Source organism: Luteimonas sp. RIT-PG2_3 (assembly GCF_054902115.1).
Window position 1 is genome coordinate 57,245 of record NZ_JBUBPF010000008.1, and the last position, 18,492, is coordinate 75,736.

The window sequence follows — 18,492 nt, forward strand, 5'->3', positions numbered from 1 at the left end:
AGCCACGGGCGCACGTCAGCGCGCACGCCGCGAAGTGTACGCGCGCCAACATGACATTTCGAGCACGCCGCGCACGCCCGTACGCGGGCGTGGCAGGTCAGGCGGCCGGTCTTCAGTTCAGGATGCGCAGCAGTTGCAACCGGCTGCGGACCTCGAGCTTGCGGAACACCGAAACCAACTGCGATTCCACCGTCCGCCGCGAGCGGTTCAGGCGCCTGGCGATGTCGTCGTTGCCCAGGCCTTCGCTGACCATGCGCGCGACGATGCGCTCGCGCGGGGTGAGCTTTTGCAGCGGATCGGCCGGCAGCGCGTCGTGCAGGACGCGGCGTGCCCCTGCGCTGGTGCTGTCGCTGGCATCGATGAAGCGCAGCAGGTAACAGGCCTGGCGGCGCAATGCGTGCATGTGTTCGGTGGTCTCGATGCGGATGCCCAGGTGCGGCCGCAGCGGGTGGCGGACGGTCGACACGCTGCAGCCTTCTTCATGCCGCAACAGCGCGCCGATTTCGTTGGGCAACAGCGGGCCGAGGCCGGGATCCTTGACCAGCGACTGGTTCCAGGTGTCGCAGGCGCGCTTGGCCTGCTCGTTGCAGTACAGCAGGCTGCCATCGGCGCCGACCAGCATCACCGGCTCGGCGTCCACGTCCGAGGACAGTGCCGCGCGCAGGCCTTCGCCATGCAGGCGCTCGCCTTCCAGCGCGTACAACGCGGCGATGCCGCCATCGATCAACGGATACAGGTGTTCGAGCAGGTTCAGCGCGTCCTCCGAGGGCCCGCCGTGTTCCGAGCGCCAGCTCAGGCCGAGCACCGCGGCCAGCTCGCCTTCGTGCCAGAACGCCATCTGCACAAACTCGTCCCAGTCGGGATTGGGATCCTGCTGCAGGCGGCGCTGGCTGGCATCGGGATCGGCATGCACGATCTGCGAATAGGTGTACAGGCGCTCGCGCGGATGGCTGCGCAGGAACGGTGCGGCCACGACCAGGCCGGTACCCGGTTCAGCGCTGGAGCGGCGCGAGCGCAGCACGTGGTGCTTGGCGCCGCGCGGCTGGAAGCCATCGAAATCGTAGAACAGGCTGCAGATCGCGTACGGCCGGAACGGCTTGAAGCTGTTGAGGCAGGACTGCCAGAAGCGCGCGAGGTCCAGCGGGCTCTGCCAGTCGAGGGCGTTGCTGCCGGACACGGGATCACGGCGCACCGAATAGGATGCGTAGTCGGTCAACATCAAACTCTCCGATGGCTGGTCGGACGCGGTGCCGGAGACGGCGCCGCGTCGGTGGGGGGACCTTCCGCTGGCTTGCAGGCCGTCGCCCCGGAACCTGTGTCCCGGTGCGTTCGCCCTCCATTGCGCCCTAACGGTATGTAAACATCCGCGCGGACTCAAGTGCCCCTCAACAGAATTTGTCCTGTTGTCCGGCCATCGACCTCAATTTTTGCGGCGTCACTCGGCGCCGTGCATGCGCCGACGCAGAGCCGGGGTCAGCAGGTACAGCAGCAGGCCCAGCCCCACCCCTCCCACCGACAACATCACAAACAGCGGCGCCATGCCCCAGTCGTAGCCGATCATGCCGATGTAGCCGGTCAGCCAACTGCCCAGCCCGATGGTGATGTACCAGCCACCGATGAACAGCGGCGCCATGCCCGGCGGCGCCAGCTTGCTGGTCAGCGAGATCTGGTTGGGCCACACCAGCGCATCGCCGATGCCGAAACAGATGTAGGTGACCACGATCCACAGCCATGACGCGCGCGCGCCCGGCAGGTCGGGCAAGCCCGCTGCGGCCCAGGCGATCGCCGCGTAGCCGATGCCGAGCATCGCCAGCCCCAGTGCGAGCTTGGTCGACGCGCTGGGATCGCGCCCCAGGCGCGCGCGGTACTGCCAGTAGCGCGCGAAAAGGGGCGTGGTGATCAGGAAGGTCACCGTGCTGATCGCCAGCAGCCAGGTCACCGGGACCTCCCAGCCCGACACGCTGCGATCGAGGCTGTCGCGGGTGAACAGGGTCAGCACCCCGCCCTTCTGGTAGAACGCGGCGGCGTAGCACATGGTAAACAGGCCCTGCACCACGATGACGCCGATGCGTTCCCACGCCTGGCGATCGAGCCGCGACCATTGCGTCTGCGCCTGCGCATCCTGTGCCTGGCTGCGGCCGGGCGCTTCGCGGCCGAGGTCGCCAAGCCAGGCCTGCTGCTTCCACAGATACGCCAGCATGCCGATGGTCATGCCGACGCCGGCGGCGCCGAAACCCCAGTGCCAACCGATGCGCTCGCCAAGAAAGCCGACGACGATATTGGCCGCGAACGCGCCCAGGTACAGGCCGAAGAAGAACACCGCGAACGCGCCATCGCGGCGATGGTCGTCGCGGCGGTAGAAGGTCGCGACGATCGACGACACCGTCGGCTTCAGCAAGGCGGTGCCGGCGATGATCATCGCCAGTCCGCCATGGAAGGTGAACGTGGTGCCGCGATACAGCCACAGCACCTCTGTCCCGCCTGCGGCCAACAGGGCCTGCTGCTGCGCGGCATCCGGCCACAGTGCGCCCAGCGGGATGCCGGAGGCCTGCAGGCTCAGTTCCAGCGCATGCGCGCCGCCACCGGCGATCAGCCAGGGCAGCACGGCCGGGCCGGACAGGCAGGCATGGCCGGCAATCAGCAGCAGGCCACCGACCAGGATGCAGCGGCGTTCGCCCCACCAGCGATTGGCGATCCAGCCGCCCAGTACCGGCGCGACGAAGGCCAGGCCGGTGTAGAACCCGTAGAGTTTCAACGCGGTCTCGCGGTCCCAGCCGAAGCCGCCGCTGTCCAGCGATGCGGTCAGGAACAGCACCAGCAGTGCGAGCATGCCCCAGTAGCTGAAGCGTTCCCACAGTTCGGTGAACGACAGCAGGAACACGCCCTTGGGGTAGCCCAGCCAGGTACCGCCGGGCGCGATCATGCCGCCGGCGTCGGGGGTGGTGGCCTGCGCGTGGTGGCGGTTGCCTGCACTTGCGTTCGCGCCGGAGCGCGCGCTCATGCCGCCACCTGGCGCTGCATCACCACGCCGTCGTCCATGCGCAATGCGCAGGCATGGCCGTTGTCGTCGAGTTCGAAGCCGACCTCGAACCAGGCCGGGTGTGGACGCCCGAGGTCGACCGCCATGCGGAACTGCCCGCTGCCGATGCGTTCGATGCGGAAGGCCTGGCCTCCGGCGGCGGTGGCGCGCAATGCGTCGCCATGTTGTTGAATGTCCAGATCGCCCCAGCAGCCTTGATCGCGGTAGTGGCCAGCGTACGCGGCGCCCGTCGCCAGCGGCAACCGTGGCAGGGCACGCGCGGCCTCACGTTGTTGGTCGGCCTGCTGTTGAAGGCACTGGAAGGCCTGCAGCGAGGGTTCCGGATCGCGCCCCCGCGCGAGGTCGATCCCGGCCTGGAACAACGCGCGGGCCAGGAAACCGGCGTCCGAATTGCAGAGCACGCCGATGCCGATCCGGCGGTCCCACAGGAAGCCGGTCGTCGCCTTGAAGCCGGGGATCGAACCGGTATGCACGACCACGGTATCGCCGGCGTCGTCGTGGACGTACCAGCCCAGGGCATAGGACTCGAAGCGGATCGCACCGGCGCCGTCGCCGACCGCGCAGGAGAATTCGCGTTCGGCATGCGGGCCCTGGCTCGGCATCTGCGGCGTGACCAGGTGCTGCACGCTGGCGGCCGACAGCAGGTCGCCGCCACGCGCGTTCCAGAATGCCAGCCAGCGCGCCAGGTCGGCGGCACTGGCATTGACGCCACCTGCAGGTGTGGCCACGCCGTCTTCGTAATGCCAGTCGATGACCACCGGCTGGCCATCGACATGCTGGTGCGGCCGCGCCCAGTTGCCATTGCGCTGGCTGGCCAGGTGGTCGGCATTACTGCGCTGCATGCCCAGCGGACCCCAAAAGGTGCGCTCGGCATACTGCTCCCAGCTGCAGCCGGCGACCTGCGATACCACGGCGCCGGCGATCGAGAACATGTCGGTCTGGTAGGCGTAGCGTTCGCGGAACCCGTGCAGCGACTCGCGATGGCCCAGGCGCGCGATCAGGTCGTCGCGGTCGCGGGCCAGGCTGCGGAAGCGTCCCTCGCTGCTGCGCAGGCCGGCACGGTTGCACAGCAGGTCGCGCACATTGAGCGCGTCCTGCATCTGCCGGTCGCGCAACTGCAGTTGCGGCAGGCAACTGGCGACCGGGGTGTCCCAGTCGAGCTGGCCGCGTTCGACCAGGCTGGCGACGGTGGCGGCCGCGAACGGCTTGCTGCACGAGGCCAGCGCGAACACGGTGTCGGCATCGACCGCGTCGGGCCGGTCGGCAGCCACGTGGCCGAAGCCGCGCAGCAGGCGGGTCTGGTCGTCCTCGACCACGGCGATGGCGATCCCCGGCTGGCGCCAGAGGAGGCGTTGCCGCTCCACCAGCTCGGCATAGGCCGTGTACCAAGGAAATACTTCAGTGTTCGCCACGTGGGCAGCCTCCAATGTCTGGCATAGCATCGGCGCTCGTCGTAAGCAGAAGGCCGTGCGGATGAGTGTTGTGAAAACGCGTGACGTGGTGTTCGACCGTGGGGAGCTGGCCGCGCGCCTGGCGCGCGTGCGCGCGGCGATGGACCGCGATGGCATCGAACTGCTGGTGTTGTCGGACCCGTGCAACATCTACTACCTGACCGGCTATGACGCCTGGTCGTTCTATACGCCGCAGGCCTTGCTGGTCGGTCCCGATGGCGAGCCCTTGTGGTTCGGCAGGCAGATGGATACCACCGGCGTGAGCATGACCACCTGGCTGGAGACGGACAGCATCCTGGGCTACCCGGATGCGCTGGTGCAGAACCCGCCCGCGCACCCGTTCACCGACCTGGCCGAACGCCTGCGCGCACGTGGCTGGGACCGGATGGCGATCGGCGTCGAGATGCACAGCTACTACTTCAGTGCCGGCAGCTTCGAGGTCCTGCAGCGTGAACTGCCGCAGGCGCGCTGGCGCGATGCCAGCCTGCTGGTGAACTGGGCGCGCTTCATCAAGTCGCCGGCCGAGATCGCGCTGCTGCGCCAGGCAGGTCAACTGTTGACCCGGTCGATGCTGGCCGGCATCGAGACGCTGGGCGATGGCGTGCGCGAAGACGCTGCGGTCGCGCGCATCTACGCCAGCCAGATCGCCGATGGCGATGGCCCCGGTGGCGCGTACACCAGCAGCCCGGCGTTCGTGATGTCCGGCGAGCGCACCGCGACCCCGCACCTGCCGTGGACCGAGCGTGCGTTGACGCGCGGCACTGCGGTCAATTTCGAGCTGATGGGCAACCGCCGGCGCTACCAGGTGACCCAGGGCCGCACCATCCACATCGGTCCCGCCCCCGAGCCGCTGCGTCGCCTGGAGGGCATCCTGCTCGATGCGATCGCCGACGTGCTGGGCTTCATCCGTCCGGGCGTGACCTGTGGCGAGGTTGCCGACCGCCTGCAGGCAGCGCTCGCCCGCAATGGCATTGTCAAGGAATCGCGCTGCGGCTACTCGCAGGGCATCGCCTACCCGCCGACCGGTGGCGAACTCACCGCGAGCTTCCGCAAGGGTGACCGCACCGAACTGCAAGCCGGTGCGGTGATGCATTTCCTGCCGGCGCTGTGGCAGGACCAGCACAGCCTGGTCATCAGCGAACCGCTGGTGGTCACCGACAGCGGCTGCGAATGCCTGTGCAGCACGCCTCGGCAGTTGTTCGTCCGCGACTGAAGACGCGCGGATCGTGGCCGACGGGAGCCGCCGGATGCGGGCTCCCGTCACGGCGTCTCCGGACCATGCTGCCGGAACCAGGCGTCTTCGTGCAGCAGCGCATTGCGCAGGCTGGCCGGATGCCGGCGCAGGCCATGGATCTCGTCGGGATACACCACCAGGCTGACGTTGGCGCGCGTGCGCAGGGCGTAGTAGTAGCGCTCGACTTCGGTCAGCGGCGTGATCCAGTCGCGTTCGCCCTGGATCAGCAGCAGTGGCGTGTTGACGCGGTCGGCCAGGCGGATCGGATCACGGCGCCAGATGGCGTCGAGGCCACCGTCTTCCCAGGGCATGCGGGTGAAGTAGCGGCGCAACTGGAAGTAGCCGTAATCGGGCGCGCCCCACTCGCCGGGATACCACGATTGCGCCACCGCGGCGCGGAAGCCGTCGGTGCGCCCCAGCGTCCAGGTGGTCAGCAAGGCGCCGGCACTGACACCGCGCAGGAACACCCGGCGCGGATCGCCCAGGCCTTGCGCGCGCAGCGCCGCCAGCACGCCGACCACATCCATGCCCATCTCGTGCGCGGCCTCGGGCTGGTCGTGCCAACCCGGGTAATGGCGGCGGTCGCTCAGGCGCGAGAACGCGTCGCCATACCCCAGGCTGCCGCGATAGTTGGGTTGCACGACGATGTAGCCCAGGCCGGCGAACAACTCGCGGGTGGGATCGAAGCTGCGGCGTGAGGCGCTGTACGGCCCGCCATGCAGGTCGACCACCACCGGCAGGCGGCGCAGGTCGTGCTGACCGGCCGGGATCGCGACCAGGGCATGGATGCGCCGGCCATCGACATGGGCCGAGGGATAGTCGATCTCGCGCAGCGTCGACAGGCGACGTGCCGACAACGCCTGGTTGACCGTGGTCCAGCGTTGCACGCGGGCGGCGCTGGATGCGGACGCGGTCGTCAGCGGCAGGCTGGCGGCTTCGGGCGGCGCGTCGTGCGCGCTTGGCACGAAGCCGAGATGGCCGTCGCTGGAGAGATCGAAACCGGCACCGGCCGACACCGGCAGCGTGTGCAGCTTGGCGTGCAGCGTGTCGGTGAGATCCACGCGCGCCAGGGTGTCGCGCGCACGCTGCAGGTACTGCACGACCAGGCCGCGACCCTCCGGCTGCCAGGCGAATGCGGCGATGTCGGCATCGAGCGACTGCAGCAGACTGGAGACGCGGCCATCGCGCAGGTCCTGCACGATCAGTTCGTGCTGGTAGACGGTGCTGTCGGCGTCGCCGCGCTGGCGCAGGTAGGCCAGGTAGCGGCCATCGGGCGAATAGCATGGTTCGACTTCGACACGGGCATCTTCGGCGATCCACTGCGTGCGCGTGCCGTCGACATCCAGCCGCAACAGGTCGCGGTTGCGGTTCCACAGCCGGAAGCGCGTGTCGATGCCGCGCGCGACCGAGACCACGATGCTGCGGCCATCGGCCGACCAGGTGGGCGCCGAGGCGCCGCCGGTCTCGGTCGCGACCAGGTCGGCGTCGTCGGGCAAGGCCAGTACGCGCAGGCCGTGGTTGCCGTCATGGTTGCCGTCGTCGAGGGCGCCAACCTGCAACTGCAGGCGTTCGGGCGTGAGGAAACTGCCATCCTCGCGGCGATACGGCACGTGGTCGACGATGACCGGCAGCTGCGATGCCGGCGGCAGCGCAGGCAGTACCGACCACGCGGGTGGCGGCAACGGCGTCGCGACCAGCACCGCGACCTGGCGTTCGTCGCGATCCATCGACCAGTCGATGACGCCGGCCGGCAGTGCCAGCAGGTCGCGTTCGCTGCCGTCGCCGGCAACATCGCGCACACGCAGTCGCGTACCGGCGCCCTCGCCCGCCACGTAGAACAGGCGACGGCCGTCGCGTGACCAGCGCGGCGAAGATGCGCCTGCGATGACCTGCGACTGCAGCGTGCCATTGCTGGCGCGCGTGATCAGGCGCAGTTCGCTGCGACGGCGGTCGTGTTCGCGGTCGGGCGTGCCGATCCTGGCGACGATCGCGCGGCCGCCGGCGGCCACCTGCACGCCCGAGACACTGGCCAGACCCAGCAGATCGTCCGGTTGCACCGCAGGGGCGGATGCGGCGGTTTGCGCAGCGGCGCCACTGCCCCATGCCACGGACACGAGACAGGCAGACAGGCACCACCCGAGCAGGCACCACCCGCGCAGGCGCAGGCCGGCACGACGCACACGGGCGTCGTCGTTGATGTCGGCTGCCCTCATCAGCAGGCCCTCATCGCTGGGTGGCCACGCTGTCCATCAGCGCATCGGCGACGGAGATGAAATCGAACACCGGCAAGCCGGTCTCCTGGCGCAGGCGTGGCGTGAACGGACACAGCGCCGAACATTCGAACAGCAGGCTGCGCACGCGACGGTTGCGGCGCAGGAAACGACGCACGGTGGCGATGACGTCGTCCTCGAGTTGCGCGTAGCTCAGCGCCGGTGCCGGCATCGCCAGTTGCCGCCAGGTCTCGGTGCCTTCCAGGCCACCGATGCGCAGCCGTGCCAGCTCCGCGCGCGACGCGCCACCGGCCCGCAGGAAACGCGCGCTCAGCGCTTGGCTGTCATAGGTGATCACGCCGACATCGCCGTTGCCCGGCGCACTGCGCAAGGCGAGCGGCAGTGCCAGCAGGCTGGAGGTCGCGACCGGGATCTTCAGGCCGGCGGCCAGCACCGGCTGGTACAGCACGGCGAACCCGCAGGTGGTCAGGATCGCCGAGACGCCTTCGCGTTGCAGGCGACGCGCCTGGCGCAGGTAGTCGACGCCGACCTCGGGATCGTTGCGCAGGATCCGCGGCGTGAACGCGCTGCTGGCGGTGGCGTAGCGCACCGGGTAGCGGAAGCTGTCGGGGTTGCCCAGATTGCCAAGCCAGCGCAGCGGCAGGTTGGCCATCTGCACGATGCCGAGCACCGGCGTCGACGGGTCAGATACCGACGTGTCCGCTACCTGCGTCGCGCGCTTGCCGGTCGTGGCACGGGTCATGGCGTCACCACGGCACCGGCGGCCGCCTGCGTCCAGCGGCGTGGACCATAGGGCACCTTCGCCGGCCATTGCTGGTCGAGCGTCATCGCATCGAACAGGCGGCCGTCCTTGATGACCCGGTCGATCCTGGTGCTGTTGCGCAGGTCGACGCTTGGATCGGCATCAAGCACGAGCAGGTCGGCGATCTTGCCTTCGGTGACCGTGCCCAGGTCGCGATCGAGCCCGAGGTAGCGCGCGTTGACGATCGTCGCGGCCTCCAGTGCTTCCTGCGGGCTCATCGACAGGCCCAGCGTCCAGATCTCCCAATGCGTGCCCAGGCCCTGCTCCTGGCCATGGCCACCGACGCCGACCTTGCCGCCGGCGCGCACGATGTCCTTGGCCGCCTCGGCCGACAGCATCACCGGATACTCGCTGAGCGGGCGCGTGCTGTAGCTCTGCTTGCGTGCCAGCCACTGCCAGTTGACCCAGTTGCGCTGCTTGGGATCGTTGGGCAGGTCGCTGGTGGCCAGGTAGTGCTCGAGGATGTAGCGGCCTTGCCCCGGTGTGATCAGCTCGGGGTTGTAGACGATGCCCGAGCGCGCGACGAACTGGACGACGTCGTCGTACAGCGGGATGTCCAGGATCGGATGCTCCCACGCGGTCTGGCCGTCCATGATCATCGCCAGGTTGTACGGGAAATCCATGCCTTCGCCGGTGACCAGGATATTGCCGCGCGTACGCGCGGCCTGGGTCACCCATTGGCGCTGGTCGCGGCGTGGCTGGTAGTACTGCTTGATGCCCAGCGCGCCCCAGTTGGCGAGGCGATCGGCATGGTGCAGCGCCGAGTCCGGATCGACGACGCTGGAGTCGCCGGTGCCGACCAGCGGGTCGGCGGTCGTGAACACGCGCGGGCCGACCAGCTTGCCGGCCTGGGTCAGTTCGGCGACCGGGAAGGTGTCCTCGGCCGGCGTCGCCGGATCGAAGGTGGTGGTCACGCCATAGGCCAGGTAGTTGGCCGACTCGACGCGGCGCTGCGGGATGATGCCCCAGTCCGGGCCACCGAACGGACCACCACCGAAGTGGTGCGCATGCACGTCGATCAGGCCGGGCATGACCACCTTGCCCTGCAGGTCGATGACCTCGGCACCGGCCGGCGGCGTGAGGTCGCTGCCGACCGCGATGATGCGCCGTCCCTGCACCACCACCGTGCCGCGTTCGATGACCTTGCGTGCGTCCATGGTCAGGATGCGTGCATTGACCAGGGCCAGCGTACGCGTGGCCTGCGGTTGCGCGGCCTGCAGTCCGATCGCGGACTGCTGCTGCGTGCCCTCGCCCGGTGGTCCCCAGAACAGCCGCGCGCCCGCGAAATAGGCCAGCGTGCCGGTCTGGCTCCAGGCCGGGAACAGGCCGCCATCGACGCTCAGCTGGCGCACACGGCTGCCACTGGCGTGCTTGTCGATCACGCGTGCGGGGATGGCCGCATCGGCAGCCGGCATCGCGACGACGTAGGCCTGCTGGCCTTCCTGATAGGCGATCCAGCGGCCGTCGGGCGACGGCGCGATATCGATGGCCTCGGGAAAGCCGGCGTGCACGCGACGGTCGCCGCCATTGCCATCGACCGAGAACAGTGCGGTGGACATCTTTGCATCGCGCAGGCCGGCGCTCGCGGCCGGCTCGCCATCGTCCTGGCCCAGGCGCGCGGCGAAGTAGACACGGCCATCATTGCCGGCAAATGCGCGCGGGATCTGCGCGCCGTTGTTGGCCAGGCGCAGCAGTTCGCGTGCGTTGCCCCCCGCGGCCGGCAGTTCGACCAGCGCGAACCAGGGGTTGTTGCCGATCGCATCGCCACGGAAGCTGGCGCCCGCGCCCTGGGTGACCACGATCGTGCGGCCATCGGCACGCCAGGCCGGGTGCAGGTACTCGCCGGCCACGCGGGTCAGGCGTTGCGGCTTGCCACCCTGCGCCGGCAGCTTCCAGACATGTCCGCCCTCGCCTTCCTTCCAGGTCGCGTAGGCAATCCAGCGGCCGTCGGGCGACCACGCCGGGCTGTACTCGAAGCGCAGGGTGCCATCAGCTTCGGGGGCTTGCGCCGGTTGCAGGCGCTCGGGCACGCCATCGGGCAGTGACTTGCGCCATAGCGCGCCGACGGCCTCGAACACCACGCTGCGGCCATCGGGCGACACCGCCGGCCAGCGCGGGAAGCGCACGGTGAATGCGGCGTCCTCGAGCTTGAACGAGGGGCGCACCTGCTCGGACAGCGTGCGGGTCACGCGCGCGGTGAACGGGATCTGCGTGACCCGGCCATCGGCGACGTCGACGCGACGCAAGCCGCCGGCCGCCGAATAGACCAGGTTGCGACCATCGCGTGCCCAGGCATAGCCCGGCAGCACGCGGATCTGGTACATCGTGTGGGTTTCCAGCTGATCCGGTGTCAGCTGCGCCACCAGCAGGCGCTCGGCGCCGGTCTGCAGGTCGCGCAGCCACAGGCCGGTGCTCTGCGAATAGGTCGCGCCCCCGTGGGTGATCGCGCCACCGGGCACGCGCCGCGCGAACGCAAGCCAGCGACCGTCCGGCGACACCGAGGGCGCGAATGCCGACAGCGGTTCCTGGTGGTAATAACGACGACCGGCGGTTTCGCTGACCAGTTCGTCATGCCCGCTGGCCAGGTCCAGGCGACGCAACTGGTGCGCGGTGCCGACCTTGTAGAAGCCTTCGCCGATGACCGGGCGCGAGCTTCGGTGGTAATACAGGTGACGTCCATCGGACGACGGCGAGGGATTGTCGACCAGGCGATCGTCGCCACCGGTCAGTTGCACCGGCGCGGCACCGTCGGTCGGGAAGCGCCAGATCCGGTTGGTGCGCGTCCAGCCGCCTTGCGCATGCGGGTACAGGCGCACGGCGACGACGGACTTGCCGTCGGCGCTCCACGCGGGCTCGGCCATCTGGCTGGCGACATCCAGGAACAGCGGCCGCGGGCGCGTGCCATCGGCGTCCATCAGCCACAGGTTGGGCTGGCCACCACGATCGGACACGAACACGATCTGGCGGCCATCGGGCGAATAGCGTGGGTGGTAGTTCAGCGCGACGCCGCTGTCGCCGGTCAGCAGCTCCGCGGGACCACCGGTCACGGGGACCCGATAGACCTGCGCCAGCAGGTCGAACAGCAGCCAGCGGCCATCGGGCGAGATGTCCACCGACATGCCGGTGCCTTCGCTGACCTGGAAATCGATCTGCCGGGTCTTGCCGCGTGCCTGGGTGGGATCCCAGGGCGCGCTGTCGGGGCTGGCCGGGGTCGGTGCCGCGGTCGCGACGGTAACGGCGCCTGCCAGCACCAGGCCGGCGGCCAGCAGCAGGCCGCGGAACCGCGACGTCGCTTGTGTTGTGTTGCGCATCCCACCACCCTCGAGACAGGCCATCCTGACCCATGAGTAGACTCGCAGCGGCTCGGACCGGGCAACAAGGGGAACACTGAATTTCTTGCGTATGCCCCACGCGCGCAGCGTGCCGCTCAAGGCACGCATGCTTAGGCATGCTGCTCAAACACGCTGATTAAAGTGCAGCACTCAAGGCAGGCTGGTCAGGATGGTTTTGGTCACGGTACGCCGATCAAGGCGCGGCCATGCCTCATGCGCGCGGTGGATCACTTGTCGATGCGACGCTCCGCCGGCGGCTCGATCCCCATCAGGTGGCGGACGAAGTAATCCCATTGCCGGCGCAGGAAGTACGGCGTGCGGTCGACGCGATGGTTGCGGCCGGGCACGATCAGCAGGTCGAAATCCTTGTCGGCGCGGATCAGCGCGTCCACGACCTGCATCGTGTTGACCGGGTGCACGTCGTCGTCGAGTTCGCCATGGATCAGCAGCAGCTTGCCGCGCAGCTTCGACACGTCATGGGTGTTGGCCTGCAGCGCGTAGGCGGCCGGGTCCCATTGCGGGCGGCCGATGAAACGCTCGCCCCACTCCATCTGGTACAGGCGCTGGTCGTGCGAACCGGCCGACGACACCGCGACCTTGTAAAAGTCCGGATAGTCGAACATCGCCCGCGCCGACGAATAGCCGCCGCCGGAATGGCCGAAGATGCCGACGCGGTCGAGATCGATCTGCGGGTAACGTTCGGCCAGTTCGCGGATCGCGGCGACGTGGTCGGCCAGTCCGCCGGCTTCGGCGAAGCCCGCGGCATACGACTGCTCCTGGAACGCGCGCGAGCGTCCCGGCGTGCCCATGCCGTCGATCTGCACGACCATGAAGCCCAGTTCGGCGATCGGCGGCCCGGCGGTGAACTGGCGCGGCGCATAGATCAACTGCGGTCCACCGTAGATGTGGTCGAGGATCGGGTAGCGGCGCGCCGGATCGAAGTTCGACGGCCGGTACAGCACGCCATGGATGTCGGTCTTGCCATCGCGGCCCTTGACCCGGAAACGCTCCGGCGGCTGCCAGCCCATCGCCTTCAGCGCACTGAGGTCGGCGGTTTCGAGCGTGGCTACCGCGGTGCCGTCGGCACGGCGCAATGTCGTCACCGGCGCGGTGTCCACGCGCGAATGGCGGTCGATGAAATGACGGCCGTCGGGCGCGAACTGGATATCGTGCTGCGCATCCTCGTGGGTCAGCAGCTCGAGACCGCTGCCATCGAAGCGCGCGCGATACAGATGCTGGTAGTACGGGTCGCGACCGGTCTCGCGGGCGCGCGCCAGGAAGTAGACCCAGCCGCCCTCGGCATCGACATGCAGCAGGTCGTCGACCCGCCACTGCCCCGAGGTCAGTGCATTGCGCAGCGTGCCGCTGCGGTCGTAGCGGTACAGGTGCTGCCAGCCGTCGCGCTCGGACAGCCAGAACACGCTGTCGTCGATCCGTGTGGTCTGGCGCGGGTCGCCGATTTTCGGCTCGATCCAGGTACGGCTGGCTTCTTCCAGCAGGCGCTGCGAACGGCCGCTGGCGGCGTCGACCACATGCAGGCCGAGCCTGCGGAAACCACGGTCTTCGCTGTAGTAGTAGACCTGCTCGCCATTGTCGGACCACCACAGGCGGTCCTGGTCGATCAGGTCGTAGTGGTCGAGCAACGGCGGCGCATCGACATCGATGCGGCGACCGCTGGCGACTTCGAAGATCGCCAGCTTGGCCAGCGGCACGGCGTCGTCGTCGGGAAAGGCCACGCGCGCGGTATGCAGCACCGGGCGATGGCCGTAGCCGGCAGCGGGCACGGAGTCGATGAACGGCAGTTCCGGGATCCCGCGCTCGTCGACCTGGTAACTCAGCACGCGGCTGGAGTCCGGCGACCACAGCACGCGCGCGACGCCATGCACCTGGTCCGCGGTCGGCAGGCCGCGCACCGCGCTGATCGTGTACAGGTGCGATTCGCTGACCGCGCCCCAGGCGTTGTGCAGGCTGCCATCGCGCGTCAGGGCGCGCGACGATCCGTCGCCGCCGGCGGTCGCGCGGACATGGAGGTTGTGGTCGCGCACGTAGGCGGCCCAGCGGCCATCGGGAGACAGCACTTCGCCCGGCTGCGCGGTACCGATGTCCAGTTTGACGCAACGCGGCTGGCGAAGGTCGCAATCGGCAGTCCCAGGCTTGTCGCCGCGCCACGACACCCGCAGGCTCGCTGTGTCGATGCCCTCGATCTGTTGCAGCGGCAGATCGTCCGCCGACATCGCCTGCCCTGCCTCCGCGGCCAGCGCCGCCGCGAGGCGCGCATGGTCGAAGGCAGGCCGGCGCTCGCCGGTGACGGCATCGACGCGCACGTACTCGCCACCGCCTACGGTATCGCGCCGATACCAGAAGCTGTTGCCGTCGGCCGACCAGGTCGCGTTGACGCTCTGGTTCGGGATCTTGAGTTCCCAGGGCAGCCGCGCGCGGGCCCGCGCATAATCGGCGGCCAGCCCCTGCGCGCAGGCCGTGGCCGGCGCCAGCAGCGTGGCGGCCCCCAGTAACACCGCGATCGAAGCGCCTACAGCGGCGCGCATGCGATCTTGGCCAGCACTGTCCATCAGGGCGTGCCCTCCGCTGCGGCTGCGCGCTTGGCCTCGGCGACCAGTCTGGCGACATCGGCCAGCAGCGCCGGTGCGTCATAGACCAGGCCGCCCTTGACCGTATAGCGCACGCCACCGACCTGCGCGACAGTGCCGTCGGCCTGCAGGCCGGGATAGCCGGTGCCGTACAGCGCCTTGAGGTTCTGCAGCGGATTGCGGTCCAGGATCACCAGGTCGGCGTACTTGCCCGGCTCGATCGAGCCCACGTCCTGCTGCATCCGCAGATGCTCGGCACCGGCCAGCGTCGCGGCATGGATGACTTCGAGCGGCGTGAAACCGGCCTCTTCCAGCATCTCCAGGTTGCGCACGTAGCCGAAGCCCGGGATCGTCCACATGTAGCCGGCGTCGGCGCCGGCCACCACGCGCCCGCCACGGTTTTTGTAATCGTTGACGAAGCGCATCCAGATCTGGAAGTTCTGCCGCCACGAGGCCTCGTCGGTGCTGCTCCAGTCGTAGAAATGCGAGAACAGGCCGGTCGTGCTGGGCACGAAGGTCTTGCGCAGCGTCGGGTGCAGGTAGTCGTCGAGCCATTGCGCGCTGCTGACGCCCATGACGTCACGGTTGGCCTCGTAGACGCTGAACGTCGGCTCGAACGTGAAGTCCAGCGCCAGGAATTCCTCGATCACCGCGTCCCATTTTTCACTGCCCGGCGCGGCGGCCTGGCGCCACAGGCGACCGGATTCGCGGAAGCGCGCATTGACGTCGCTGAAGGAATAATCGGCCGGATAGTCCTGCAGCCGGCGGCCCTCGAACAGCACTTCGGGCAGGCAATACCAGTGCGACAGGCCGTGCAGGCCGGCCTTGGCCGCATCCAGCGCGTTGAAGCGCGGGCAGTTGCGGAAGTTCATGTGCCAGCTGCTGTTCATGCCCTGCTTGGCGGCTTCGTCGAGACCGGCGCGGATCAGTGCCGGCGGACCGAGCACCGAGCCCTCTCCCAGGCCGGCGACGCCGCGTGCCTTGGCCTCGCGGACCATCGCGCGGGTTTCCTTTTCGGTGGGCGCGCGCACGTCGGCCCAGACCTGGATGCGCGGCGCGACGATGGCATTGGCCGCCGAATGCTTCTGCAGGTTCAAGGCCCAGCCGACGTGCTGGTAGGGCTGCATCGAGGTGATCGTGGTGACGCCGTGCGCAAGCAGCAGCTTGAGCGCGTAGTCGGGCGGGATGCTGGCGGCAGCCTCGTCGAGCACGCGCACATGGGTGTCGATCAGCCCCGGCAGCACATAACCGCCGGCGACATCGATGGTCTCGTCACCCGGTGCGGATGCGGGCTCGGTGCCAAGGCTTTCGATGCGATCGCCGCGCACGACCACCGTGGTCGGCCCAACCATGGGGCCGCCGGTGCCGTCGATGACCATCGCATTGCGCAGGATCAGCCGCTTGAACGGGCCGCGGCCTTCGTCATCGCGACGCGGCGCGGCATCACGCCACTCCGTGTTCGCGCCGGTCGCCGTCTGCGCCCGTGCATCAGCGGCGAACAATGCGGGCGCCAGCAGCGCCAGCGCCAGGCAGGCATGCGGTTTCAACAGACGTGGCAGGACCGATGTGCGGGGCAGCGCCGGTCGCGGTGGCATGGACTTCAAGACGGCAATCTCCGGAGTGGGAACACGGCGCCGCAAGACCGCGGCGCCCTGTTAGCGGTGACGATCAGCGGGCCGCGGTCGGCAATCCCGTGCCGAGGTGCTTGCCGAACCAGTCGAGATAACGGGTGAATAGGTCGCGCACGAAGCTCGGTCGCGAGATGCCGTGGTGCTCGCCGGGATAGATCACCAACTGCGTCGGCACACCCTGTGACTGCAGCGCCTGGTACATCTGCTCGCCGCCGACGATCGGCACGTTGAAGTCGGCCAGCCCGCCGACATACAGCGTCGGCGTGCGGATCCGGTCGGCCTGGAAGAACGGGCGCGACATCTTCAGCCAGGTCTCGGTGTTCTTCCACGGCGTGCCGAACTCCTGCTCGTAGCCGTAGACGTACTGGTCGCTGCCATACAGCGAAATATGGTTGCCGGCACCGGCGCCGCTGCTGGCCGCGCGGAAGCGGGTGTCGGTAGCGATCAGGTAGTTGGTCAGGATGCCGCCCTGGCTCCAGCCACCGACCACCAGGCGCTTGGGATCGGCGACGCCGCTGGCGACGACATGGTCAACGCCTTCCAGCAGATCGGCGACATCGCGGGTGCCCCACGCGCCATGGATGCCGCGACCGAACGCGCGCCCGCGACCATTGCCGCCGCGATAGTTGATCTGCAGCACCGCATAGCCATTGGCCGCAAAGACCTGACGCTCGGTGTCGAACACATGCTCGTCCTGGCCATAGGGACCGCCATGGATCCACAGCACCGTCGGCAATCCGCGCGCGCCGGACTTGCCCGGCGGACGGGTCAGCAGGCCATGCACCTCGACGCCATCGCTGGCGGTGAACTGGATGTCCTCGCTGCGCGCCAGCGTCACCTCGGCCAGCAGCGCGGCGTTGTGCGCGGTCAGCGCCCGCAGTTTGCCGGACGCGATCGCATACACCTCGTTGGGACGGTCGTCGTGCGAGAACAGCACGGCCGTGTGGCCGCCGCCGCTGTGCACTGCCGAGATCACGCCATCGGCCGCCGACAGCGGCTGGGTCTTGCCATCGGCCGCCGACACACGCAGCCGGTAGCGGTTGCGCGTGTCGGTGACCAGCACGTCGATCGAACGGCCGTCGGCGCTGAACACCGGATCGGAGACATCGCGATCCAGCGCCTCGGTCAGTACCTGCACCTGCGCCTCGCCACCGGCGACCGGCACCACCGCCAGTCGCGGCTGGCTGTAGAGCCAGTACTTGGGCACATCGCCACGCACGAAGGCAATGCGCGTGCCGTCCGGGCTCCAGGCCAGCGGGCCATCGCTGCCACGGCCGGGAAAATCGGTCAGCTGGCGCGGCGTCGCACCGGCGCGGGCATCGCTGACGTAGAGCTTGCTGGAGTCGCTGCGATCGGCGTCCTTGTCGCGGTTGCCGAGGAAGGCGATGCGCGTACCGTCGGGCGACCACGTGGGCGCCTCCTCATCGGACTCGGCACCGGCATTGAGCACGGTGCTCTGGCGGCTGGCGATGTCGAACAGATGGATGCGCCGGGCGGCCTGCTTCTGGCGGTAGCCGTCGCCATCACTCTTGAACTGGAAGCGGTCGATGACCACTGGACGTGGAATCTCCTCGCCATCGGCGTCTTTCGCCGGTGCCGGTGTCGGGCGATGTAGCAGCGCCAGGCGCTTGCCGTCAGGCGACCACGCGAAGTCGGATACGCCGCCTTCGAGGTCGGTCAGCATCGCGGCTTCGCCACCGCGCCGATCCAGCAACCATACCTGGTCGCCGCGCTCGGCCTTGGGACCTTCGCGCAGGAATGCCAGCGACTGTCCGTCCGGGCTCCAGCGCGGCGTCGACGCCGACTGTTCGCCACGGGTCAGTTGCACCGGAACGCCACCGGACCAGTCGACGCTCCAGACCTGGCGGTTGCGCTTGTCGGCACCGGCATCGATGGTGCCCACGACATAGGCGACGCGGAGGCCATCGGAAGAGACCTGGATGTCGTCGACATCTGCCAGTCGCGACAGGTCGTCGATCTTGAGATCGCGCGCCTGCAACGCGGGCGCCAGCAGGCACAGCAGCAACACAAGCGATTTGCGGAAGAGGAGCATGGCGCGATATCCGGACAAGGAAGGGGCACTCGGCAGATTGGCACGTGGACGCGGCGCGTGATAGGTCCCGGCACCTCGTCCGCAGTCGCCGCGTCATCGTTGGTCAATGCTGTGCTGCGGTCCAAGCGAC

At 68.8% G+C, this 18,492-nt stretch carries 10 protein-coding genes; 1 reads left to right on the plus strand and 9 read right to left on the minus strand.

What is annotated here, in order from left to right; genetic code table 11:
- Window positions 1-112: 112 nt before the first annotated feature.
- From ACYX7E_RS13290 to ACYX7E_RS13300, 3 genes are all read right to left on the minus strand, one after another.
- On the minus strand, window positions 113-1,216 hold the full coding sequence (locus ACYX7E_RS13290) for a helix-turn-helix transcriptional regulator (RefSeq protein WP_462081064.1): 1,104 nt from the start codon (window positions 1,214-1,216) through the stop codon (window positions 113-115).
- A gap of 219 nt (window positions 1,217-1,435) precedes the next feature.
- Window positions 1,436-3,001, minus strand: coding sequence for a peptide MFS transporter (locus ACYX7E_RS13295; RefSeq protein WP_462081065.1), 1,566 nt, complete (start codon window positions 2,999-3,001; stop codon window positions 1,436-1,438).
- Complete coding sequence (locus tag ACYX7E_RS13300; RefSeq protein ID WP_462081066.1) at window positions 2,998-4,452, minus strand: serine hydrolase; 1,455 nt, start codon at window positions 4,450-4,452, stop codon at window positions 2,998-3,000. The genes ACYX7E_RS13295 and ACYX7E_RS13300 overlap by 4 nt, the downstream gene beginning before the upstream one ends.
- Window positions 4,453-4,513: 61 nt before the next feature.
- Between ACYX7E_RS13300 and ACYX7E_RS13305 the strand changes: the two genes are divergently transcribed.
- Window positions 4,514-5,704 (plus strand): M24 family metallopeptidase, encoded by a 1,191-nt coding sequence (locus ACYX7E_RS13305; RefSeq protein ID WP_462081067.1) that lies wholly within the window; start codon window positions 4,514-4,516, stop codon window positions 5,702-5,704.
- Between the two features lie 47 nt (window positions 5,705-5,751).
- On the opposite strand, the gene ACYX7E_RS13310 is transcribed toward ACYX7E_RS13305, so the two are convergent.
- The 6 genes from ACYX7E_RS13310 to ACYX7E_RS13335 form a co-directional block, all read right to left on the minus strand.
- Window positions 5,752-7,938, minus strand: a complete 2,187-nt coding sequence (locus tag ACYX7E_RS13310; RefSeq protein ID WP_462081068.1) for a S9 family peptidase — start codon at window positions 7,936-7,938, stop codon at window positions 5,752-5,754.
- A 10-nt stretch (window positions 7,939-7,948) separates the two neighbouring features.
- On the minus strand, window positions 7,949-8,698 hold the full coding sequence (locus tag ACYX7E_RS13315) for an aspartate/glutamate racemase family protein (protein ID WP_462081069.1): 750 nt from the start codon (window positions 8,696-8,698) through the stop codon (window positions 7,949-7,951).
- Window positions 8,695-12,069, minus strand: coding sequence for an amidohydrolase family protein (locus ACYX7E_RS13320; protein WP_462081070.1), 3,375 nt, complete (start codon window positions 12,067-12,069; stop codon window positions 8,695-8,697). The genes ACYX7E_RS13315 and ACYX7E_RS13320 overlap by 4 nt, the downstream gene beginning before the upstream one ends.
- Window positions 12,070-12,317: 248 nt before the next feature.
- Window positions 12,318-14,636 (minus strand): S9 family peptidase, encoded by a 2,319-nt coding sequence (locus ACYX7E_RS13325; RefSeq protein WP_462081071.1) that lies wholly within the window; start codon window positions 14,634-14,636, stop codon window positions 12,318-12,320.
- A 23-nt stretch (window positions 14,637-14,659) separates the two neighbouring features.
- Window positions 14,660-16,273, minus strand: a complete 1,614-nt coding sequence (locus ACYX7E_RS13330) for an amidohydrolase family protein (RefSeq protein WP_462081156.1) — start codon at window positions 16,271-16,273, stop codon at window positions 14,660-14,662.
- A gap of 73 nt (window positions 16,274-16,346) precedes the next feature.
- Window positions 16,347-18,362, minus strand: a complete 2,016-nt coding sequence (locus ACYX7E_RS13335; RefSeq protein ID WP_462081072.1) for a S9 family peptidase — start codon at window positions 18,360-18,362, stop codon at window positions 16,347-16,349.
- Between the last annotated feature and the right edge of the window lie 130 nt (window positions 18,363-18,492).